The sequence below is a fragment of the Streptomyces lincolnensis genome (assembly GCF_001685355.1).
In the GTDB taxonomy this organism is placed as follows: domain Bacteria; phylum Actinomycetota; class Actinomycetes; order Streptomycetales; family Streptomycetaceae; genus Streptomyces; species Streptomyces lincolnensis.
In genome coordinates this window covers 962,660-983,593 of record NZ_CP016438.1, presented here as the reverse complement: position 1 = coordinate 983,593, position 20,934 = coordinate 962,660, and the positions used below count along the sequence as shown (strand labels likewise).

The following is a 20,934-nucleotide window of genomic DNA, read 5'->3' as shown; positions in this document are numbered from 1 at the left end:
GCGGATTCCTTCGTCATGGCGGATGTTCCTTCGTCAGGACGGCAGCGGGCCGGTCGCGGCCGGGCGGGTGGGATCGGCGGACCAGGCGGACCACGAGCCGGGGAAGAGCACCGCCTCGAAGCCGGCGAGCTCCAGAGCGGCGATCTGATGCGCGGCGGTCACTCCGGAGCCGCAGTACACGCCGATACGACGGCCGTCGGCCGCCCCCTTCTTCTCGAACCGCCCGCGCAGCTCCTCAGGTGGCAGGAAGCTCCCGTCGGCCGCGAGGTTCTCGCCGGTGGGCGCGGAGACCGCACCGGGGATGTGTCCGGCCCGCGGGTCCACGGGCTCCACCTCACCGCGGTACCGCTCGGCGGCACGCGCGTCCAACAGCAGTCCGTCGAGAGCGAGGCCGGCGGCACCGTCCGCGTCGAGCGTGGGCAGCGCGCCCTCGCCCAGGACGACGTCACCGGGCGGCGGGTCGGCCGGGAGGCCCGACTCCAGCGGCAGTCCGGCGGAGCGCCAGGCGCCGAGGGCCCCGTCGAGGAGCGTCACCCGGGACAGGCCCGCGTACCGCAGCAGCCACCACGCGCGGGCCGCCGCCGTGTTGCCCGCGTCGTCGTGGATCACGACCTGCTGCCCCTGGTGGATGCCCCACCGGCGGGCCGCCCGCTGAAGGTCCTCGGCCCGGGGAAGCGGATGCCGGCCGCCCTCGGGGCTCGGCGGGGCGGCCAGCTCCGTGTCCAGATCGACGTAGACCGCGCCCGGGATGCGCGCCTCGGTGTGATGGTCGCGGCCGTGCGGATCGCCGAGCGTCCAGCGGACGTCGAGGACCACCGGGGGATCGTCGGAGGCGAGGAGTTCACGCAGCTCGGCGACCGTCGTCGTCACCTTCCCGCTCATGCCGGGCTCTCCGCGATCGCGGGCAGCTCGGGGGACAGCCGCAGGCGCTCCAGGAACAGCACGACGGTCGCGGCCACGGTGCGGTGCAGGGCGTCGTTGAGGACATCGTGCCGACCACCGTTGAAGATCACCGTTCGCACTCCCGGAAGTCCGGCGTACGCCTCCCGGGCCTGCTCGACCGGGCTCACCGGGTCGTCCTTGCCGTGCAGGGCCAGGACCGGAACGTGGACGCGGTCGAGGCGTAGTTCGGGCGGCTCCGGGCTCTCGTCGAGCGCGCCCCGCCGGAAGCCGGGGTCGTTCGTGAGGCGCCCCTGATGGGTGGGGCAGGCGGTGCGTGCCTCGACCTCGGCCTCCCAACTGCCCGCCGTCCAGCGGGCGGTGGGCAGTCCGGCCAGGATCAGCGCGTCGACGTCCGCCTCCCGTTCGGCGGCGAGACGGGCGGCGTGGTGGGCTCCGGTGTCCGAGCCGACCAGCACCTTCGGGCCGGGCAGCGACTCGTCGGCGAGCAGCTTGGCCGCGGTGTCGAGCACGGAGGGATCGGCGGTCGGGTCGCCGAGGGCACGGACCCGGTAGGCGTCGAAGGCCAGACGGCGGCCGAACCGCTCGTACACACCGCCGTGTTCACCCCGGCCGGCCAGCACGATCAGCGTGCCGCGCGCGGCGAGGCCTTCGGGTTCGTCCCAGGAGAAGGATTCCCGGGAGAAGGACTCCCGGGCGAGGGATGAGGACATGAGGGGGCAGCTCCCGTTTCAGGGCAGGGGGCATTCATGGCGAAAGAGATGCAAGAGGGGAAAAGAGCAGCCGAGGGCGACGTCACGCGTCAGTGAAAGGCGGCGTGGTGGACGGGGCTGCGGAAGGAAGCGGCGCGGACTACGGCGAGACGCGGCGCGAAGTCAGCAACAGCGCGCGCTGCACGCCACGCCGAAGTCGATGACCCGGCGCTGCGTCAGAAGGGCAGCGGAAGCGGTTGCGTGCAGCATGCGCCCATCATGACCGGCACCCCCGCACCACGTCCAACGACGATTCCGCATCGAAACCGATCAGAAATCGCGATCGATCGATGGCGCGGGTTACTGTCGCCGCATGCCCCAACCGGTCCTCGACATCGTGGCCCTGCGCAGCCTGACCGCGGTCGCCGACTGCGGAGGCTTCCACCGCGCGGCCCGGGCCCTGTCCCTGAGCCAGTCCGCGGTCAGCCAGCACGTCCGCAGACTGGAGAAGACCCTGGGGCATCCGGTGGTGGAACGCGAGGGCCGCGGCACCCGGTTCACCCCGGAGGGTCGTCTGCTCCTCGAACAGGCCCGCCGGATCCTCGCCGTCCACGACGAGGCCGTCCGCACCCTGCTCGACCGGGACGGCGACACCGTCACCATCGGCTCCACCGAGCACGCCGCCGACCAGTTCCTGCCCCGCCTGACCGCCGCCGTGCAGGACGTGCGCCCCGGCTGCCGGGTCCGATTCCGTATCGACCGGTCGGCCCGGCTGGTCGAGGCGGTGGAACGCGGCAGCGTCGACGTCGCCGTGTACGTCACGGAGGCGGCCGCCACCGAGGGCACACCGGTCGGGGGCCTCCCGCTCACCTGGCACGCCGTCCCTGGCTGGGAGCCCCCGCGCGCCCCCGCCCCCGTCCCCCTGGTCGCCATCGAGGATCCGTGCGCGATCCGTCGTCGCGCGATCGCGACCCTGGCCGCGCAGGGGGTGTCGGCCACCGTCGTCGGTGACGCGGGCTATCTCGCCGGGGTCCTGGACATCGCCCGGACCGGCCAGGGCGTGGCCCTCCTCGCGGCGGTGGGACCGGCACCGGACGGACTGACTCCCTACGACGGGCTGCCCGCCGTTCCCCCGATCCCGATGAGCGCGCTCGCCCGTCCGGGCGCGGATCCGGCGACGGTCGAGGCGGCCTTCGCCGCGGTGAGGGATGTACTGGTGGGGGTGAGGTGAGAGGTGGAGGAGAGGTCAGCCGTTCAACATGCGGTCCAGGGCCGCGCGTTGCAGGGGCAAAACCTCCGCGTGCAGGTCACGTCCCTTGCGGGTGAGGGACACCCACACGCCCCGGCGGTCCTCCACGCAGACCGAACGCTCCACCAGGCCGTCCTTCTCCAGCCGGCCGATGAGGCGGGACAGCGCGCTCTGGCTGAGATGCACCCGTCCGGCGAGGTTCTGCACCCGGCACTGGTCGCCCTCCCGAGGGGACTCGGTGGCGAGGATGTCGAGGACCTCGAAATCACTCGCGCCCAGCCCGTGCGGGTGCAGGACGCGGTCGATCTCGCACATCGTGCGCGCGTGCACCGCCAGGATGTCCCGCCACCGCTCCTCAAGGCCGGCCTCGACCGTCTTCACTGCCATACATGCACGGTAACACCGAATCGGCCAGTCGTTGAGCATGCAAGTTGTGCACCTGCAAGTAAGTCAGGTGTGAGCGCTAGGCGACCGGATCCTGCGTCAGGCCGATGAGGTTGCCGTCCGCGTCCTTCACGAAGGCGATCAGCTTGCCGCCACCGACGTCCTGGACGTCCTGGAGCGTCTCCGCCCCGGCGTCCACCAGGGCCGCGAGGCTCGTCCTGATGTCGCTCACGTGCCAGTAGGGGACCGGGCCGGTCATGCCCCTGGCGTGCCCGTTGGGGTCGAGGCCCACGTCCTGGCCCGCGTCCTTGAACCCGACGTAGTACGGCTCGTCGGCGTACGGTTCCGTCCCCAGCAGCGCGCTGAACAGGGCCTTCGCCGCGGCGAGGTCCTTGACGGGGTAGATGATCGTGTTCAGTCCGGCGGTCATGGTGTGCTCCTCGGTGCGTGGGTGCCGACGGTCCGTGTCGGTGGTTTCACGCTAGGCCGGGGGAGCGGTCGGTGGCTTCTCCGATCCTGATCGGTCGGGGCGGGCAGTCCAGTGCGCGGTGGTGGCATCCGCCGAGAGGACGTCCTGGACTGAGCGGTACGTGAACCTTCGCGACGCCCCTTGGGCTGTCCGCCCCGGACCGGGAGCCCGGCCAGGGCCGTCCCCGGCAGACGGGCGGTCGTCGGGGGCCGTCCGTCCGGGTCGGGGACTCACGCCGAGCCGTGATCCGACCTGCGCCGTGATCGGCCTTCGCGGAGCCCCGTCCGGCATCGAACCGATCTCACTCCGCGCCGTGCCGGGCCCGCGGTGTGCCGGGCTTGTCCTACGCCGAACCCGTCCCCTATGCCGAACCCGTCCCACGTAAAGCCGCCGAACGCGGAGCCCGAACGCAGAGCCCCCGCACGCGACGCGCCCTACGTCGACTCCCGCTTCACCAGCTCCGTCGGCAGGATCACCGCCGCCGGTTCCTCGCCGCCGATCTGGGCCAGGAGGACGCGGACCATCTCGGTGCTGATGCGGTCCCAGGGCTGGCGGATGGTGGTGAGTTCGGGGCGGGCGGCGAGGGCGGCCGGGGAGTCGTCGAAGCCGCCGACGGCCACGTCCTGGGGCACCCGGCGTCCGGCCCGCTCCAGGGCGGTCAGGACGCCCTGGGCCATCAGGTCGGAGGCGACGAACACGGCGTCCACGTCGGGAGCCTGGGCCAGCAGCCGCTCGGCGCCCAGCTCGCCGCTGACCCGGCTGTAGTCGCCGGAGACGACGAGCCGCTCGTCGGCCTCCACCCCCGCCTCGGCGAGCACCTCCCGGTACCCGGCGAGCCGCTCGACACCACCGGGGGTGTCCAGCGGTCCGGTGACCACGCCGACGCGGCGGCGGCCCAGGGACAGCAGGTGCCGCACCATCTCGCGGGCGCCGTCCCGGTCGTCGGCCGCCACATAGCTCACCCGGGAACGGAGCCCGATCGGCTTGCCGCACGCGACCAGGGGCACGTCCGCCGCGCGCAGCTCCTCGGCGATCGGATCCCCGGAATGGCTGGAGACCAGCAGCACCCCGTCGACATGCCCGGCGGTGATGTACCGCGTCAGGCGCCGCCGCTCGTCCTCGGTGCCCGCCAGCATCAGCAGCAGGGGGATGTCGTGGGCGGCCAGCGCCTGCGTGCAGCCGCGCAGGAGGACGTTGAAGTTCGGGTCCTCGAAGAACCGCTCCTGCGGCTCGGTGAGCAGGAAGCCCACCGAGTCGGAACGCCCGGTGATCAGTGAACGGGCGTGCCGGTTGACGACGTAACCCGTCTTGCGGATGGCGGCGTTGACCGCCTCCTGGGCGGCCGGGCTGACGTAGTGGCCGCCGTTGAGTACGCGCGAGACGGTGCCGCGCGAGACACCCGCCTCCCGCGCCACGTCGTGGATCGTCGGCGGCTTGCGCCGGCCCCCCGAACTGTTCATGGTCATGACTTTAAGGCCCCGGACGGCGGACAGCGGCCGTCCGAACCGCCGGATGACCACCGGGATCGACCACGTGCTGTGATCGTGCACAGCAGAACCCGTGCCGCTCCTCTTGGCAAGGATCACCTGTATGCGGTTATCTTGGCCGTCGCGCTGCCGACACCGTGTGTGCACGCTCCCAATCATCCGAACCAGGAGAGATCGATGCCGGAGACCACCCCCAGGGGCCTCACCAGGCTTGCCTTCGGCGGGGACTACAACCCGGAGCAGTGGCCGGAGAGCGTCTGGCAGGAGGATGTCCGGCTGATGCGGGAGGCCGGCGTCACCATGGTGAGCGTCGGGATCTTCTCCTGGGCGCTGCTGGAGCCCCGGCCGGGCGTGTACGACTTCGGCTGGCTGGACCGCATCCTGGACCTGCTGCACGACAACGGCATCCGCGTCGACCTCGGCACCCCGACCGTCGTTCCCCCGGCCTGGTTCTACCGCGCCCACCCCGACGCGCTGCCGGTGACGGCGGACGGCGTCCGCCTCGCCTTCGGCTCGCGCGGCGCCATCTGCCACAGCAACGCCCACTACCGGACCGCCGCCACGACCATCACCACGCAACTCGCCGAGCGCTACGCCGACCACCCCGCCCTGGCGATGTGGCACGTGCACAACGAGTACGGCGTCCCCGTCTCCGCCTGCTACTGCGACTCCTGCGCCGCCCACTTCCGCCGTTGGCTGGCCACGACGTACGGCACGGTCGACGCGGTCAACGAGGCCTGGGGCACCGCCTTCTGGGGCCAGCGCTACGCCCACCTCGACGAGATCGACCCGCCGCGCACGGCGGCCACGGTCGGCAACCCCGGCCAGGCGCTGGACTACAAGCGGTTCGCCGACGCCACCATGCGCGAGAACTTCGTGGCGGAACGGGACATCCTGCACCGCCTGACGCCCGGCGTCCCGGTCACCACCAACTTCATGGTCGCGCTCAGCCAGTGCGACTCGGTCGACTACTGGGCCTGGGGGCGCGAGGTCGACATCGTCACCAACGACCACTACCTGATCACCGACGGCCGCCGCACCCACGTCAACCTCGCGATGGCCGCCGACCTGACCCGCTCGGTCGCGGGCGGCGCCCCCTGGCTGCTGCTCGAACACTCCACCTCGGGCGTCAACTGGCAGCCCCGCAACCCCGCCAAGGCCCCCGGCCAGATGGCCCGCAACTCCCTCGGCCATGTCGCCCGCGGCTCCGAGGGCGCGATGTTCTTCCAGTGGCGCCAGTCCCGTCGCGGCGCCGAGAAGTTCCACTCGGCGATGGTCCCGCACGGCGGCACCGACACCCGCGTCTGGCGCGAAGTGGTCGAACTGGGCGCCTCCCTCGACTCGTTGAGCACCGTCCGCGGCACCCGTACCACCGCCGACGTGGCCGTCCTGTGGGACTGGCACTCCTGGTGGGCGCAGACCCTCGACTGGCGGCCCAGCGAGGACCACGACCCGCGCGAGCGCGCCGACGCCTTCTACGAGGCCCTCTACGACCGTCACCTCACGGTCGACTTCGCCCACCCGGAAGCCGACTTGTCGGCCTATCCCCTTGTCGTCGTTCCCGCGCTGTATCTGATGACGGAGAAGGCCGGCCGCAACGTCCGGGAGTACGTCGAGAACGGCGGCACCGTCGTCGTGTCGTACTTCTCCGGCATCGTCGACCAGCACGACGCCGTCCACGAGGGCGCCCATCCCGGTGCCCTGCGCGACGTGCTCGGCCTGACCGTCGAGGAGTTCTCACCGCTGCTCCCGGGGCAGGCGGTGCGGATCGCCGGCTCCGACGGCTCGGAGCTCACCGGTGACGTGTGGACGGAGGTCGTGGTGCCGCGCGGCGCCGAGCCCGTGTGGACGTACGCCGACGGACTGACCGCCGGACACCCCGCCGTCACCCGGAACCGCCACGGCCGGGGCACCGCCTGGTACGTCTCCACCCGCCTCGGTGCCCAGGGCCTCGACGCGCTGCTGGGCTGGGCGATCGAGGACGCGGGCGTCGACGCCCGCGCCGACCTGCCCCGCGACGTCGAAGTGGTGCGCCGCACCGGCGAGTCGGGCACCTACCTGTTCGCGATCAACCACACCGCCGCCGACGTCAAGGTGCCGCTGGAGACGGACGGCACCGAGCTGCTGACCGGTGAGCGCGCCGCGGGCCGGCTGCCCGTCCCGGCGGGCGCCGTCCGGGTCGTACGACTCGACGGCTGACCAGGCCCCCCTCCGCCCGCGCGTGCCACGAGCCGCGGGCGGAGGGGCATTTCCTCGGGCCTCACCGGCCACGCCCATTACCGAACTGGCCTCCGCAGTAAAAGAGTTCGATGTCGGACAACGTTGGGGAGTCCCGGACAGGGCGGCTCGGACTGCGGGACAGTGGGAAGACGCGGAACGAGGCGGCTCGGACGGAGGGGACGACGATGCTGAGGGCTCCGACCGGCGAAAAGCGCCTGGACATCCTCGAATGGCTGAAGAACCCGGCCGCCCACTTCCCGCCCCCGAAACGCGGTGACCTCGTCGAGGACGGCGTCACCGCGGACGCCGTCGCCGTGAAGCTCGGCGTGTCCCGCGAGGTCGCCGAGAGGCATCTCGACCTGCTCGCGGACATCGGCCTGCTGCGCACCAGGAGAATCCGGCGGCGCACCCACTACCGGCGCGACGAGATGCGGATCGCCGAGGTGGCGCGCATGTTCGAGAAGGGCTGGTAGCCGACGGACCGCGGGGGTACACGTCCGCCCGGCACCCGTCCCGACAGCGAAGGGCAGACGTCCATGGACCGTCCGGCAGCTCTCGTCCCCCACCACTACGTCGCGCTCGGCGGGCGCGGCCCCGAGGACGTGGTGGCCGATTCCCGCGGGCGGGTGCTGACCGGTCTGGAGGACGGCCGCATCGTCCGCCTGGACGGGGTGACGGATCCGGCCGCGGCCCGGGTCGAGGTGCTCGCCGAGACCGGCGGCAGGCCGCTCGGTCTCGAACTCCTCGCGGACGACCGGTTGTTGGTGTGCGACGCCGACCTCGGCCTGCTGCGCGTCGACCTCTCCGACGGCACCGTGCGCATTCTCGCCGACTCGGTGGCGGGGGAGCCGCTGCGGTTCGCCAGCAACGTCGTCGCCCTCTCCGACGGAACCCTGTACTTCACCGTCTCCAGCCGCCGATACCCCCTCGACCAGTGGATCGGCGACCTGGTCGAGCACACCGGCACCGGCCGGCTGCTGCGCCTGGCCCCTGACAGCGAGGCGCCCGACGTCCTGCTGGAGGGGCTCCAGTTCGCCAACGGGCTGGCGGTGAGCGGCGACGAGTCCTTCCTGGTGATCGCCGAGACGGGCGCGCGCCGCCTGACCCGCTACCGGCTCACCGGACCCCGTGCGGGGGAGAGCGAACCCTTCGTGGAGAACCTTCCGGGGATGCCCGACAACCTCTGGCGTGCCGGCAAGGACGGCCCGGTCTGGGTGTCCCTCGCCGGGCCCCGCGTCCCCCCGCTGGAGCTGCTGCACCGCGCCGCACCGGCCGTCCGCCGTGGCGTCGCGCGCCTGGCCGTCCGAGCCCCCTACCGTCCCACCGGCATGATCGGCGTTCTGGCCGTCGACGACGACGGCACCGTGATCCACCACATGGCCCGCCGCCACTCCGGCTTCCGCTTCGTCACCAGCGTCTGCCGGACCGGGGACCACCTGATCCTGGGCAGCCTGTGGGAGCACGGTGTCGCGGTCTGCGAGGCACCCGCCCCGAAGTGACCCGGCCCCGAACCCGGGGTTACGCTGTTGACCGGCCGCGATTCCCCTCGCGGCGCGGCGGTGGGGCCCGCCGTACCCGAACCGCGGCGCAGGCCGCCAACGGTCCCTACTTGCGATGGCGCGCGCCCGGCTGCCCGGGCCCCGGCGAGTAGGAGACGTACGACATGAGCACCCAGGAGACCAGCACCGGCCTCCCGGCCGCGCGGACACCCGTCCGCCAGGGCCAGGCCCCCGTCCTCGCCGTCGTCGCGCTCGGTGGTGCTCTCGGTGCCACCGCCCGGTACGGGCTCGCCCTGGCGTGGCCCGCCCCGCCGGGCGGTTTTCCCTGGGCGACCTTCTGGACCAACGTCGTCGGCTGCGCGGTGATCGGCGTGTTCATGGTGGTCATCACCGACGTGTGGGCCGCCCACCGCCTGGTCCGCCCTTTCTTCGGCACCGGCGTCCTCGGCGGCTTCACCACCTTCTCGACGTACGCCGTCGACATCGAGCGGCTGGTCGACGCGGGCCACGCCCGCACGGGCCTGGCCTATCTCGCCGCGACTGTCCTGGCGGCGCTCACGGCGGTATGGCTCGCGGCCGCGGCCACCCGCGGCGTCCTGAAGGGGAGGCGGCGATGACAAGGCTGACCGGCCGTGCCCTGCGCCTGACCGTCTTCGTCGGCGAGCATGACACCTGGCACCGCAAGCCCCTCTACAGCGAGATCGTGCACCGCGCCCACGCCGCCGGCCTCGCGGGCGCCAGCGCCTTCCGCGGCGTCGAGGGATTTGGTGGCTCCTCCCTGATCCACACCTCACGACTGCTGTCGCTGAGCGAGGACCTGCCGGTGGCCGTCGTGATCGTCGACGCCGAGGAGCGCGTACGGGCGTTCCTGCCGCAGCTCGACGAACTGGTCACCGAGGGCCTGGTGACGCTCGACGACTGCGAGGTCATCAGGTACGTCGGCCGCGACGAAAATCAGGGCGAACCGGGCACGAAGGGTAAGAAGCAGTTGTGAACTGGCTCCTGGTCGTCATGGGCGCGATGGTCGGTGCCCCGCTGCGTTATCTCACCGACCGCGCGGTCCAGTCCCGGCACGACTCGGTCTTCCCCTGGGGCACCTTCGCGGTGAACGTCACGGGCTGCCTGATCCTCGGCACGCTCACCGGTGCCGCGGCGGCGGGGGCCGCCGGTTCCCACCTCCAACTGCTCCTGGGCACCGGCCTGTGCGGGGCGCTGACGACGTACTCGACCTTCTCCTACGAGACCCTCCGGCTGACCGAGACGGGCGCGGGGTTCTACGCGGCGGTCAACGTGATCGGCAGTGTGGTGGCGGGACTTGGGGCGGTCTTCGTGGGAGTCGCGCTGGCCCAGGCGGTCTGGGCATAGGGAATCGGCTCTCGTACGGGTGTAGTAAGACTGTCCCCGCCGCACACGCCGTGCCCCGCGACACCCTTGAGAAGAACTGGATCCCATGAGCGTCATCAGCGTCGGTCAGGCCGTCGTCCTCGGAGCCGTCGAGGGGGTGACCGAGTTCCTGCCGGTCTCCTCCACCGGCCATCTGAAGATCGTCGAGGGGCTCATGGGGATCCCGGTCGACGACGACGCCGTCGTCGGGTTCTCGGCCGTGATCCAGGTCGGGGCGATCGCCGCCGTGCTCGTGTACTTCTTCAAGGACATCGTGCGGATCGTCTCCGCCTGGGGCCGCGGGCTCGTCCACCGTGAGGAGCGCCACCACCACGACTACAAGTTCGCCTGGTGGGTGATCTGCGCGACGATCCCGATCGTCGCCGTGGGCCTGGCGGCCAAGCCGCTCATCGAGGGCCCGCTCGCCTCGCTGTGGGTGGTCGCCGGTTCGCTGATCGTCGGCAGCGGCGTGATGTGGGCGGCCGACCAGATGGGCCGGCACAAGCGCGGGGAGGACGACACCTCCTTCAAGGACGCGATGCTGGTCGGCAGCTCGCAGATCCTCGCCCTGCTCTTCCCGGGCTTCTCCCGCTCCGGCGCCACCATGTCCACGGCCCTGATCCTCGACCTGGACCGTGTCGCCGCCACCCGGCTCTCCTTCTTCCTCGGCATCCCCGCCCTGACCGGCGCCGGCCTGTACGAACTGAAGGACGCCCTGGGCACGGGCGTGGGCGCGGTCCCGCTCGCGGCCGGCACGGTGGTCTCCTTCGTCGTCGCCTACGCCTCCATCGCCTGGCTGCTGAAGTTCGTGGCCAAGCACTCCTTCAACGCCTTCGTGGTCTACCGGATCTTCGTCGGGGTGCTGCTGTTCGGGCTGCTGGCCATGGGCGGGATCAGCAGCTGACGGCGGGGGCCTCGGGCAGCCGATCCACCGGATGTGGGGCCGCTTTCAGGCCCCACATCCGGTGAAAAGATCCTTTCAGCCGTCTTGACAGGGGCCTCACGTCACCCGGAGTATCACTCCCGTGAACCTGTCAGACAGCCGGACAGCCAGTCAGCCTCCACGGCGCATCAGCGCCATGGAAGCGGTCCTGGCGCACCTGCGCGGCGCCATCGAGCGCGGCGAGTACGCCATCGGCGACAAGCTCCCCTCCGAGGCGGAGCTCTGCCGGACCCTGGAGATCAGCCGGCCCGTCCTGCGCGAGGCCCTGAGGGCTCTGCAGACCATGGGCCTGACCGTCTCCAAGACCGGCAAGGGCACCTTCGTCGTCGCCAACGCCGTCGAGGACCCCACCTTCGGCGACTACGCGGCCAGCGACCTGCTGGAGGTGCGCCGCCATGTCGAGATCCCGGTCGCCGGGTACGCGGCCAGGCGCCGCACCGCGGAGAACCTCGACCATCTGGCCCACCTCCTGGACCGGATGGAGCGGGAGACCGACACCACCGCCTGGGTCGCGATGGACACGCTGTTCCACCTCGGGGTGGCCGAGGCCGCCCAGAACCCGGTCTTCCGCCGGGTCATCGAGGAGATCCGTGACGCACTGGCCCGCCAGTCGGCGTTCCTCAACGAACTCGGCGGCCGCCGCGAGCAGTCCAACCGCGAGCACCGGGCCATCGTCGAGGCGCTGATCGACGGTTCCGAACACGACGCGGTGGAGGCCATGTCCCACCACCTCGACCGCGTCGAGACCACCCTCACCGACATCGTGCGTTCCCCGCGCACGGACAGTCCCACGGAAGGCGGACCCGAGGCGTGAGCGAGCAGTCCCTGCACGACGGCGTGCAGAAACGTTCCAGCCATGTCGATGCCGGAGACGAGGGCTACAGCAAGTCCCTCAAGCACCGGCACGTCAACATGATCGCCATCGGTGGCGCGATAGGCACCGGCCTCTTCCTCGGCGCCGGCGGCCGCCTCGCCGAGGCCGGCCCCTCCCTGTTCATCGCCTACGCGGTCTGCGGAATCTTCGCCTTCCTCGTGGTCCGCGCCCTCGGTGAACTCGTCCTGTACCGCCCGTCCTCCGGCGCCTTCGTCTCCTACGCCCGGGAGTTCCTCGGCGAGAAGGGCGCGTACGTCGCGGGCTGGATGTACTTCCTGAACTGGGCCACCACCGGTATCGCCGACATCACCGCGGTGGCCGTCTACACCCACTACTGGGGCATGTTCTCCGACATCCCGCAGTGGGTGATCGCGCTCATCGCGCTCGCGGTCGTCCTCACCGTGAACCTCATTTCGGTGAAGATGTTCGGCGAGCTGGAGTTCTGGTTCGCCATCATCAAGGTGGGCGCGCTCGTGGCGTTCATGCTGATCGGCATCTTCCTGCTGGCCACCCAGCACGAGGTCGGCGACACCACCCCCGGCCCGTCCCTGATCACCGACAACGGCGGCATCTTCCCCAACGGCCTGCTGCCCATGCTGCTGATCATCCAGGGCGTCGTCTTCGCCTACGCCTCCGTCGAACTGGTCGGCGTCGCCGCCGGCGAGACCGAGAACCCCGAGAAGATCATGCCGAAGGCGATCAACTCGATCATGTGGCGCGTCGGCCTCTTCTACGTCGGCTCCGTCGTCCTGCTGTCGATGCTGCTGCCCTGGAACAAGTACACGTCCGGCCAGAGCCCCTTCGTCACCGTGCTGTCCAACATCGGCATCCCGGCGGCCGGCGGCGTCATGAACCTCGTCGTCGTCACCGCGGCCATGTCCTCGCTCAACTCCGGCCTGTACTCCACCGGCCGCATCCTGCGCTCCATGGCGATGTCCGGCTCCGCCCCCAGGTTCACCGCGGTGATGAGCCGCAGCCAGGTCCCCTACGGCGGCATCCTGCTCACCAGCGGCATCTGCGTCCTCGGCGTCGGCCTCAACTTCGTCGTCCCCGACGACGCGTTCGAGATCGTGCTGAACTTCGCCGCGATCGGCATCCTGTCCACCTGGGCCATGATCATGGTCTGTCACCTGCTCTTCTGGCAGAAGACCCAGAAGGGCGACCTCAGCCGCCCCGGCTACCGTCTGCCGGGCTCCCCCTGGACCGAACTCGTGACGCTGGCCTTCCTCGCCTCCGTCCTGGTCCTCATGTACGCCGACGGAGGCGCAGGCCGCACCACCGTGCTGTGCCTGCCGCTCATCGTCGGGGCACTGGTCGCCGGATGGTTCGCAGTCCGGGGCCGGGTCGCCCGAGCGTCCACCGACACCTAATCCATCCGCGCGCCGACGCGTGACCCGCGGGGCGCCCCCCGAGAGACAGGTAGTGATGTACAGCAGTTCCGTCGCGGACGCACCCCTGATCCGCGAGCCCCTCCACGCCCCCGTCGCCCACCTGATACGCGGCGGTGTCGTGGAGGGCATCCACTACGGTTCCGTCGTCGTCCTCGGCGCGGACGGACGGGTCGACTTCCAGCTCGGCGACATCGAGGCCGCGTTCTACCCGCGGTCGGCGATCAAGCCCGTACAGGCCGTCGCCATGGTGCGGGCCGGGCTGCCACTGGACGGCGAGCTGCTCTCGCTCGCCGCCGCGAGCCACTCCGGCGAGGAACGCCACCTCGCCGGGACCCGGCGGATCCTGGAGCTGGCCGGCGTCGGCGAGGGCGCCCTGCGCAACGTGCCGGACATGCCGTTCGACCCCGTCGTCCGCGATGCCTGGGTGCGGGAGGGACGACTGCCCTCCCGGATCGCCCAGAACTGCTCCGGCAAGCACGCGGCGATGCTCTACACGTGCGTCCTCAACGACTGGCCTCTGGAGGGTTACCTCGATCCCGGGCACCCGCTCCAGCAGGCCGTCGCGGAGATCGTCGAGGACCTGACCGGGCAGCGGATCGCCCGGGTGACCGTCGACGGCTGCGGGGCTCCCCTCTTCTCCGTGTCGCTGCACGGCCTCGCGCGCGCCACCGCGCGGATCACCTCCGCCGCTCCGGGCACACCGGAGGCCCGGGTCGCCGACGCCATGCGTGAACACGTGGAGATGGCGTCCGGTGCGGGCCGGGACGTGGCCGCGCTGATGCGGGCCGTGCCGGGGCTGTTGTCCAAGGACGGCTTCGAGGGAGTGCAGGTCGCCGCCCTCCCCGACGGCCGCGCCGTCGCCGTGAAGATCGCGGACGGGGCGAACCGGGCGCGCGTGCCGGTCGCCGCTGCGGCGCTGGCGTGGGCCGGGGTGGATCCGTCGCTGCTCACCGAGTTCCAGGGCGAGGCGCTGCTCGGGGGCGGCCATGAGGTCGGGCGTGTGCGGCCCGTTCGTTCGCTGGAGCCGGTTGCCGTGCCGGCCTGCGCCTAAGGATGTGCCGGATCTCTTGTTCGGCGGCTGGCGGCCGTGTGTGGCTGGTCGCGCAGTCCCCCGCGCCCCTGAAGGGGCGCTGTAACCCCCGTATCTGAGAAAGAGGGCCCTCACTCTCATGACCGCCGTCACCCGTAGCGAACACGATCTGCTCGGCGACCGTGATGTCCCCGCCGACGCCTACTGGGGTGTCCACACCCTGCGCGCCACCGAGAACTTCCCCATCACGGGCACCCCGATCTCCGCCTACCCGCACCTGATCGACGCCCTCGCGGCCGTGAAGGAGGCCGCCGCCCTCGCGAACGAGGAGCTGGGCCTGCTGGAGCCGGGCAAGGCCGCGGTGATCGTGGAGGCGTGCCGGGAGATCCGTGAGGGCAAACTGCACGAGCAGTTCGTCGTGGACGTCATCCAGGGCGGGGCCGGGACCTCGACCAACATGAACGCCAACGAGGTGATCGCGAACCGGGCGTTGGAGCTGCTGGGCCACGCGAAGGGTGAGTACGCGTACCTGCACCCCAACGAGGACGTCAACCTGGGCCAGTCCACCAATGACGTCTACCCGACCGCGGTGAAGATCGCGACGGTGTACGCGGTGCGCGGACTGCTGGAGGCGATGGCCGTGCTGGAGGGCGCCTTCGCGGCCAAGGCGGTGGAGTTCCACGACGTGCTCAAGATGGGCCGTACGCAGTTGCAGGACGCGGTGCCGATGACGCTCGGTCAGGAGTTCTCGGCGTATGCGGTCATGGTGGGCGAGGACCGTCAACGTCTTGACGAGGCAGTGCAGTTGATCCATGAGATCAACCTCGGTGCCACGGCGATCGGCACCGGACTCAACGCACCGGCCGGATACGCCGAGTCGGCGCGCCGGCACCTGGCCGGGATCACCGGTCTGCCGCTGGTGACGGCCGCGAACCTGGTGGAGGCCACCCAGGACTGCGGGGCGTTCGTGCAGATGTCGGGGGTGCTGAAGCGGATCGCGGTGAAGCTCTCCAAGAGCTGCAACGACCTGCGACTGCTGTCCTCGGGACCGCGCGCGGGGCTGGGGGAGATCAACCTGCCGCCGGTGCAGGCCGGTTCGTCGATCATGCCGGGGAAGGTCAACCCGGTGATCCCGGAGGTCGTCAACCAGGTCGCCTTCGAGGTGATCGGCAATGACGTGACCATCACGATGGCCGCGGAGGCGGGTCAGCTCCAGCTCAACGCGTTCGAGCCGATCATCCTGCACTCCCTGTCGGAGTCCCTCACCCATCTGCGGGCGGCGTGTCTGACGCTCGCGGAGCGGTGCGTGGAGGGCATCACGGCCAACACCGAGGCGTTGCGGGCGAGCGTGGAGAACTCCATCGGTCTGGTGACGGCCCTGAACCCGCACATCGGGTACACGGCGGCCACCGCCATCGCCAAGGAGGCCCTGGTCACGGGGCGTGGAGTGGCCGAACTCGTCCTGGAGAAGGGCCTGTTGCCCGCCGAGACCCTCACCGACCTGCTGCGCCCGGAGATCCTGGCCGGCAGCGGACCGCTGCCGGCCTGATCCGCGACAGCTCGACACCGCGCGAGGACCGGCAGGAAGGCACAATGGTGATCATGACGTCGTCGATGACCTTCCAGCCGGTCCTGGAGCACATCGCGGCCGAGGTCGAGCGTATGCCCGGCCGCGGCCGGGTCGCGGACTACATCCCGGCGCTCGCGGCCCGCGACCCGCGCCGCTTCGGCATGGCCGTCGCCGAACTGGACGGCACGGTGTACGGGGTGGGGGACTGGCGTGAGCCGTTCTCCACGCAGTCCCTCACCAAGGTCTTCACCCTCGCGCTGGTCCTGGCCCGCGAGGGCGACGAACTCTGGGAGTACGTGGGCCGCGAACCCTCCGGCAACCCCTTCAACTCCCTGGTGCAGCTGGAGTACGAGAACGGCATCCCGCGCAACCCGTTCATCAACGCGGGCGCACTCGTCGTCACCGACCGCCTCCAGACCCGTACCGGAGACGCGGCCGGTGAGCTGCTGACCTTCCTCCGCTCGGAGAGCGGCAACGCGCGCCTGGACTTCGACAAGGACATCGCCGACTCCGAGGCCGCGCACGGCGACCGCAACGCGGCGCTGGCCCACTTCATGGCGGCGTACGGCAACATCGGCAACCCGATCCCGGTCCTGCTCGACCAGTACTTCCGCCAGTGCTCGCTCACGGCCTCCTGCGCCGACCTCGCCCTGGCCACCACCTTCCTGGCCCGGCACGGCCTCCGCGCCGACGGCTCCCGCCTGCTCACCCAGAGCCAGGCCAAGCAGGTCAACGCGGTGATGCTGACCTGCGGCACGTACGACGCGGCCGGCGACTTCGCCTACCGCGTCGGCCTGCCCGGCAAGAGCGGGGTGGGCGGCGGCATCATCGCGGTCGTCCCGGGCCGCTGCACGCTGTGCGTGTGGAGCCCGGGACTGGACGAACGCGGTAACTCCGTGGCAGGCGTGGCGGCACTGGACCGCTTCACCACCCTCACCGGGGTGTCGGTGTTCTAGGCACGGACCGGGTTCCCTTCCGTCGGGTCGGGTCGGGTCGGGATCGCGGCCGGGACCGGTCATCCGGTGGACCTGCCGGCCAGGGTGAATTCATCGGCCCTCACGCGTCGGTCACACACAGGCCCCCGCCCGGAGGGTCCCGCGTCGCTTTCCGGCCACCCGGTGTTGCCAGGCTTCCCCGCGTGTTGGCCATGGCTTTTCCCGTCGATCTCCGCCGCTGCCAGATCCTCGGTCTGGCCGGAACCGCCTTCCTCGCGGCGGGCGGTGAGACCGCGGGAGCCCTGCCCGTGCGGGAACTCCTGTCCCCGTCCTCCCCGCACGCGGCCCTCGGCCTGGTCGGCGCCTACTTCGGGGTCGTCCTGCTGATCGCGGCCTGGGCGCTGCTCGGACGGCTGGTCCGCGGCTCCGCGCCCCCCAGCCCGCGCGCCCTGCTCACGGTCCTGGTGATCTGGGCGGCCCCGCTGCTGCTCGCGCCCCCGCTGTTCAGCCGGGACGTGTACAGCTATCTCGCCCAGGGCGCCATGGTCGACGCGCACATGGACGTCTACGCCCACGGTCCCGCCCGGCTCGGCGGCCCGCTCGCCGCCGAGGTCGCCCCGCTGTGGCAGCACACCGGTGCCCCGTACGGCCCGGTGTTCCTCGGCGTCGCCTCGGTACTGTCCGGGCTGACCCGGGGCGAACTCCCCGCGGGCCTCTTCGGGATGCGGGTCGTCGCGCTGCTCGGGGTCGCCCTGATGGCCGCCGCGCTGCCCCGCCTGGCCCGGCACAGCGGCGCCGATCCGGCCGCCGCGCTCTGGCTCGGCGCCCTCAACCCGCTCGTCCTGCTCCACCTGGTCGCCGGCGCCCACAACGACGCCGTCATGCTCGGCCTGCTCGGCGTCGGCCTGGTCGCCGCACTCGGCCGTTGGCCGGTGCTCGGCGCCGTACTGGTCACCCTCGCCGCCCTGGTGAAGGCACCCGCCGTGCTCGGGCTCGCCGCGGTCGTCGTCCTCCAGGTGCGGGCGGGACGGGACCGGGGCAGAGCCGTCGTCGTCACGGCCGCCGCGGCGGCGGTCACCACGGTCGCCGCGACGGCGGTGGCCGGAACGGGCTACGGCTGGATAGGGGCGCTCAACACCCCCGTGTCCCCGCAGAACTGGGCACTCACCAGCCTGCTCGGCCGGGCCACCGGATCCCTGTTGGAACATCTCGGCAGTGACCTGGCGCCCCTGGCCGTCCCCGCCTGGCACGCCTTCGGCATCGTCGCCGCCGTGGTCGCCGTCCTGGTGATATGGCTGCGGCTGGGACCGCGCCCGGTGTACGCGCTCGGCCTGAGCCTCGCGGCCGTGGCCGCCTTCGGCCCGGCGATCCGCCCCTGGTACGCGCTGTGGGGGCTGTTCCTCATCGCGGCGGCCGCCCCCAGCGGCTCGGTACGGCACCGGGTGGCCGCCGTGACCGGTGTGCTGGCGCTGGCGACCCTGCCGAGCGGCGGTCCGGCCGACACCGGCCAGCTGGTCCTGGCCGTCGCCGGCGGTGTCCTCGCGGTGATCGTCCTGTGGCAGGCCCACCAGGCGGAACTGGCTCCGATGGCGGGGCGTACGGCATGAGGGCGCCGACCACGGACCGGGGGCGCCTGCTGCTGGTGCTCGCCGTCGTCACCTGCGTGACCGTCTTCACCGCGACCGTGCCGCTACTGCGCGGCTGGTTCGACCTGCGCGTCTACCACGGAGCCGTCGACACCTGGATCCACCACGGCGGACGGCTCTACGACTACCGGGTGCCCGGCACGATGTACGGGTTCACCTACCCGCCCTTCGCGGCCGTCGCCATGCTGCCGATGGCGCTCCTCGGCCTGCACACGGCGATCGCCGTCGCCCTGCTGCTCGATCTGATCGCGCTGACCGTGGTGCTGCGCGTCCTCGTCGGGCCCGCCTGGCGGCTCTACGGCTGGTACGGCGCCGCGCTGGGCGTCTGCGCGCTCGCCCTGTTCGAACCGCTGCGCGACACGGTCAGCTTCGGGCAGGTGAATCTCCTGCTGCTGGCCCTCGTGCTGATCGACGCGTGGCTGCTCGCCACCGGCCGGGAGCGCTGGGCGGGCATCGGGATCGGTCTCGCCGCCGCGGTGAAGCTGACGCCGGCGATCTTCATCGGGCTGCTGCTGCTCGCCCTGCGCTGGCGCGCGGCCGCGCTCGCGACCCTCGTGGCGGCCGGGGCGACGGCGTTCGCGGCCTGGGTCGCCCCGGGCGCCTCCCGCTTCTACTGGACCGTGGCGATGTGGGACACCAGCCGTGTGGGCGACCTCGCCTACGTCTCCAACCAGTCGCTCCAGGGCATCCTGGCCCGGCTGGGCGAACCGGACCGCGTGGTGTGGGCGGCGGCGGTCGTGCCGGTGCTGTGCGTGTGGGTGGTGCGGACCCGCAGGGCGGTCGCGGCGGGGGAGTGGGTGACGGCGTTCGCCCTCACCGGACTCACCGCCTGCCTGGTCAGCCCGATCACCTGGGTCCACCACCTCGTCTGGCTGCTGCCGTCCTTCGCGGTACTGATCCGCGCCGGGCACGCGCGCGTCGCGGGCGCCCTGTACGCGGTGCTGTGCACGAGCGTGGTCTGGCTCTGGGTCGACGACGCCTCGGGCGTGGACGGTTTCCTGGGCAGCAACATCTACACCTGGATCACCCTGGGTCTGCTGCTGTGGCTGCCGATCGGTCAACTCCCCGCCGAGCGACGGATCCTGGGCCTCAGCAGCAGCGCCGTCACCGCCGCTCCGCCCAGCGCCGCTCCCGCGATCGCCCCCGTCGTCGGCCACCCCGAGGCGTAGTCGTCGTCCTCGGTGGGGGTCACGGCAGCGGGCCGCACCTCAGGGCCGGGACGCGGGCGCACCCGCAGCGCGTCGAGCGATCCCACCGGATCGACCCGGCCGGCGGCGCCGAACCCCCAGTCCAGCAGCGCGCGCGCCTCCTCGTACACCGCGAAACCGCCGCCCGACCGAGGGTTCATCACCGTCACGACCAGCGTGCGCCCGCCCCGGCGGGCGGCGGCGATCAGCGTGTGACCGGCTTTGCTGGTGTACCCGTTCTTGACGCCGACCAGCCCCCGGTACGGCTCCACACCGTCGGAGCCGGTCAGTAGCCGGTTGGTGTTCTGGATGACGTACGACCATCCGTGCCCGCCCGGGAACCGGGCCCGCACGGTGCCGCAGTACCGCGTGAACTCCGCACTGCGCAGCCCCGCCCGGCCGAAGACGGCGAGGTCGTGGGCCGAGGACACCTGGCCCGGCGTGTCGTACCCGTCCGGCGACAGCACCCGGGTGTCGAGGGCGCCGAGGGAGCGGGCCTTGGCCTGCATCCGGGCGGCCGTGGAGCGCCAGCCGCCGCTCAGTTCGGCCAGGACGTGCACGGCGTCGTTGCCGGAGTTGAGGAACACCCCGCGCCACAGGTCGGAGACCCGGTACGTACGCCCCTCCGCGACCCCGACCAGACTGCTGCCCGGCCCGATCCCCCTCAGCTCGTCCTTGCGGACCGTGTGCCGGACACCGCCCGGCAGGACCGGCAGCACGGTGAGCGCGAACAGCGTCTTCAGCGTGCTGGCGGGCGGCAGCCTGCGGTGCGCGTCCCGTGCCGCCAGCACCTCACCCGTACCGGCGTCGGCCACCACCCACGACAGCGCCGAGACACGCGGCACCCTGGGCGCCCCGGCCCGCGGCCTGACCTGCGTGCCGGGGCGGTCGAGCAGGCTCGGCTGCGGGCCCGCCACCCGCGGTCCGCCGGTCGCACCGGGATCCGGCGCCGTACGGGCGGCCGTCGCGGCCGGAGCGAGCACCAGAAGGCCCGCCGCGCACAGCGCGCAGGTGGACAGGGCAGCCCGGGAAGTAGATCCGATTGTCATACCGCAAACGTAGGAACGGACCGGCC

General features: G+C 71.8%; 21 protein-coding genes. 15 read left to right on the top strand and 6 right to left on the bottom strand.

All coding sequences use genetic code 11. From position 1 onward, the window contains the following. Positions 1–33: 33 nt before the first annotated feature. Positions 34–882, bottom strand: coding sequence for a sulfurtransferase (locus SLINC_RS04405; protein ID WP_067427014.1), 849 nt, complete (start codon positions 880–882; stop codon positions 34–36). Then, entirely contained in the window at positions 879–1,613 is a 735-nt protein-coding gene (locus tag SLINC_RS04400) for an alpha/beta hydrolase (RefSeq protein ID WP_067427009.1), read from the bottom strand. Before SLINC_RS04400 ends, SLINC_RS04405 begins: the two co-directional genes overlap by 4 nt. A 352-nt stretch (positions 1,614–1,965) precedes the next feature. On the opposite strand from SLINC_RS04400, the gene SLINC_RS04395 reads away from it, so the two are divergent. Continuing rightward, on the top strand, positions 1,966–2,823 hold the full coding sequence (locus tag SLINC_RS04395) for a LysR family transcriptional regulator (protein WP_067427005.1): 858 nt from the start codon (positions 1,966–1,968) through the stop codon (positions 2,821–2,823). Positions 2,824–2,838: 15 nt separating this feature from the next. Here SLINC_RS04395 and SLINC_RS04390 read toward each other — a convergent pair whose 3' ends face one another. From SLINC_RS04390 to SLINC_RS04380, 3 genes are all read right to left on the bottom strand, one after another. Next, on the bottom strand, positions 2,839–3,228 hold the full coding sequence (locus tag SLINC_RS04390) for a MarR family winged helix-turn-helix transcriptional regulator (RefSeq protein ID WP_067427002.1): 390 nt from the start codon (positions 3,226–3,228) through the stop codon (positions 2,839–2,841). Positions 3,229–3,304: 76 nt separating this feature from the next. Further along, complete coding sequence (locus tag SLINC_RS04385) at positions 3,305–3,655, bottom strand: VOC family protein (RefSeq protein ID WP_067427000.1); 351 nt, start codon at positions 3,653–3,655, stop codon at positions 3,305–3,307. 473 nt (positions 3,656–4,128) lie between these two features. Further along, complete coding sequence (locus SLINC_RS04380) at positions 4,129–5,160, bottom strand: LacI family DNA-binding transcriptional regulator (protein ID WP_067444957.1); 1,032 nt, start codon at positions 5,158–5,160, stop codon at positions 4,129–4,131. A 198-nt stretch (positions 5,161–5,358) separates the two neighbouring features. Here SLINC_RS04380 and SLINC_RS04375 point away from each other — a divergent pair, with 198 nt between their 5' ends. The 14 genes from SLINC_RS04375 (at position 5,359) to SLINC_RS04310 (ending at position 19,841) form a co-directional block, all read left to right on the top strand. Next, positions 5,359–7,380, top strand: coding sequence for a beta-galactosidase (locus tag SLINC_RS04375; protein ID WP_067426997.1), 2,022 nt, complete (start codon positions 5,359–5,361; stop codon positions 7,378–7,380). Positions 7,381–7,586: 206 nt separating this feature from the next. Next, positions 7,587–7,874, top strand: coding sequence for a helix-turn-helix domain-containing protein (locus SLINC_RS04370; protein WP_067426994.1), 288 nt, complete (start codon positions 7,587–7,589; stop codon positions 7,872–7,874). A gap of 63 nt (positions 7,875–7,937) precedes the next feature. Further along, positions 7,938–8,900 carry an SMP-30/gluconolactonase/LRE family protein gene (locus SLINC_RS04365; protein WP_067426991.1) on the top strand — a complete coding sequence of 321 codons (963 nt, stop codon included), beginning with the start codon at positions 7,938–7,940 and terminating at the stop codon, positions 8,898–8,900. A gap of 164 nt (positions 8,901–9,064) precedes the next feature. Beyond that, positions 9,065–9,517: a fluoride efflux transporter CrcB gene (crcB, locus tag SLINC_RS04360; RefSeq protein WP_067426988.1), complete on the top strand. Its 453-nt coding sequence runs from the start codon at positions 9,065–9,067 to the stop codon at positions 9,515–9,517. After that, the gene (locus SLINC_RS04355) at positions 9,514–9,894 is read left to right on the top strand and encodes a DUF190 domain-containing protein (protein ID WP_067426985.1); all 381 of its coding nucleotides are present in this window, start codon (positions 9,514–9,516) and stop codon (positions 9,892–9,894) included. The genes crcB (SLINC_RS04360) and SLINC_RS04355 overlap by 4 nt, the downstream gene beginning before the upstream one ends. Further along, the gene (gene crcB / locus SLINC_RS04350; RefSeq protein ID WP_067426979.1) at positions 9,891–10,265 is read left to right on the top strand and encodes a fluoride efflux transporter CrcB; all 375 of its coding nucleotides are present in this window, start codon (positions 9,891–9,893) and stop codon (positions 10,263–10,265) included. The genes SLINC_RS04355 and crcB (SLINC_RS04350) overlap by 4 nt, the downstream gene beginning before the upstream one ends. Before the next feature lie 85 nt (positions 10,266–10,350). Next, positions 10,351–11,187 (top strand): undecaprenyl-diphosphate phosphatase, encoded by an 837-nt coding sequence (locus tag SLINC_RS04345; protein WP_067426976.1) that lies wholly within the window; start codon positions 10,351–10,353, stop codon positions 11,185–11,187. A 175-nt stretch (positions 11,188–11,362) separates the two neighbouring features. Further along, on the top strand, positions 11,363–12,040 hold the full coding sequence (locus SLINC_RS04340; protein ID WP_067426973.1) for a FadR/GntR family transcriptional regulator: 678 nt from the start codon (positions 11,363–11,365) through the stop codon (positions 12,038–12,040). Continuing rightward, on the top strand, positions 12,037–13,470 hold the full coding sequence (locus SLINC_RS04335; RefSeq protein WP_067426969.1) for an amino acid permease: 1,434 nt from the start codon (positions 12,037–12,039) through the stop codon (positions 13,468–13,470). Before SLINC_RS04340 ends, SLINC_RS04335 begins: the two co-directional genes overlap by 4 nt. Positions 13,471–13,525: 55 nt before the next feature. Next, positions 13,526–14,542, top strand: a complete 1,017-nt coding sequence (locus tag SLINC_RS04330; RefSeq protein ID WP_067426965.1) for an asparaginase — start codon at positions 13,526–13,528, stop codon at positions 14,540–14,542. Positions 14,543–14,660: 118 nt separating this feature from the next. After that, positions 14,661–16,070 carry an aspartate ammonia-lyase gene (gene aspA / locus SLINC_RS04325; protein ID WP_067426960.1) on the top strand — a complete coding sequence of 470 codons (1,410 nt, stop codon included), beginning with the start codon at positions 14,661–14,663 and terminating at the stop codon, positions 16,068–16,070. 44 nt (positions 16,071–16,114) lie between these two features. Beyond that, complete coding sequence (locus SLINC_RS04320; RefSeq protein WP_067426958.1) at positions 16,115–17,047, top strand: glutaminase; 933 nt, start codon at positions 16,115–16,117, stop codon at positions 17,045–17,047. A 191-nt stretch (positions 17,048–17,238) separates the two neighbouring features. Continuing rightward, entirely contained in the window at positions 17,239–18,633 is a 1,395-nt protein-coding gene (gene mptB / locus SLINC_RS04315) for a polyprenol phosphomannose-dependent alpha 1,6 mannosyltransferase MptB (protein ID WP_067426955.1), read from the top strand. Further along, a complete protein-coding gene (locus SLINC_RS04310) occupies positions 18,630–19,841 on the top strand; it encodes a glycosyltransferase 87 family protein (protein ID WP_107406552.1) in 1,212 nt (403 codons plus the stop codon). Before mptB ends, SLINC_RS04310 begins: the two co-directional genes overlap by 4 nt. Here the strand turns inward: SLINC_RS04310 and SLINC_RS45665 are convergent. Further along, positions 19,730–20,908: a D-alanyl-D-alanine carboxypeptidase family protein gene (locus SLINC_RS45665; protein WP_079164399.1), complete on the bottom strand. Its 1,179-nt coding sequence runs from the start codon at positions 20,906–20,908 to the stop codon at positions 19,730–19,732. The genes SLINC_RS04310 and SLINC_RS45665 overlap by 112 nt on opposite strands. Positions 20,909–20,934: the final 26 nt, after the last annotated feature.

Coding starts and splice junctions, on each gene's coding strand:
- SLINC_RS04320 (WP_067426958.1), top strand. CDS start 16,115: ATGGTGATCATGACGTCGTCGATGACCTTCCAGCCGGTCCTGGAGCAC.
- mptB (WP_067426955.1), top strand. CDS start 17,239: ATGGCTTTTCCCGTCGATCTCCGCCGCTGCCAGATCCTCGGTCTGGCC.
- SLINC_RS04370 (WP_067426994.1), top strand. CDS start 7,587: ATGCTGAGGGCTCCGACCGGCGAAAAGCGCCTGGACATCCTCGAATGG.
- SLINC_RS04310 (WP_107406552.1), top strand. CDS start 18,630: ATGAGGGCGCCGACCACGGACCGGGGGCGCCTGCTGCTGGTGCTCGCC.
- SLINC_RS04390 (WP_067427002.1), bottom strand. CDS start 3,228: ATGGCAGTGAAGACGGTCGAGGCCGGCCTTGAGGAGCGGTGGCGGGAC.
- SLINC_RS45665 (WP_079164399.1), bottom strand. CDS start 20,908: ATGACAATCGGATCTACTTCCCGGGCTGCCCTGTCCACCTGCGCGCTG.
- SLINC_RS04385 (WP_067427000.1), bottom strand. CDS start 3,655: ATGACCGCCGGACTGAACACGATCATCTACCCCGTCAAGGACCTCGCC.
- SLINC_RS04400 (WP_067427009.1), bottom strand. CDS start 1,613: ATGTCCTCATCCCTCGCCCGGGAGTCCTTCTCCCGGGAATCCTTCTCC.
- SLINC_RS04405 (WP_067427014.1), bottom strand. CDS start 882: ATGAGCGGGAAGGTGACGACGACGGTCGCCGAGCTGCGTGAACTCCTC.
- SLINC_RS04395 (WP_067427005.1), top strand. CDS start 1,966: ATGCCCCAACCGGTCCTCGACATCGTGGCCCTGCGCAGCCTGACCGCG.
- SLINC_RS04375 (WP_067426997.1), top strand. CDS start 5,359: ATGCCGGAGACCACCCCCAGGGGCCTCACCAGGCTTGCCTTCGGCGGG.
- SLINC_RS04365 (WP_067426991.1), top strand. CDS start 7,938: ATGGACCGTCCGGCAGCTCTCGTCCCCCACCACTACGTCGCGCTCGGC.
- SLINC_RS04380 (WP_067444957.1), bottom strand. CDS start 5,160: ATGACCATGAACAGTTCGGGGGGCCGGCGCAAGCCGCCGACGATCCAC.
- SLINC_RS04355 (WP_067426985.1), top strand. CDS start 9,514: ATGACAAGGCTGACCGGCCGTGCCCTGCGCCTGACCGTCTTCGTCGGC.
- SLINC_RS04330 (WP_067426965.1), top strand. CDS start 13,526: ATGTACAGCAGTTCCGTCGCGGACGCACCCCTGATCCGCGAGCCCCTC.
- crcB (WP_067426988.1), top strand. CDS start 9,065: ATGAGCACCCAGGAGACCAGCACCGGCCTCCCGGCCGCGCGGACACCC.
- SLINC_RS04345 (WP_067426976.1), top strand. CDS start 10,351: ATGAGCGTCATCAGCGTCGGTCAGGCCGTCGTCCTCGGAGCCGTCGAG.
- SLINC_RS04340 (WP_067426973.1), top strand. CDS start 11,363: ATGGAAGCGGTCCTGGCGCACCTGCGCGGCGCCATCGAGCGCGGCGAG.
- aspA (WP_067426960.1), top strand. CDS start 14,661: ATGACCGCCGTCACCCGTAGCGAACACGATCTGCTCGGCGACCGTGAT.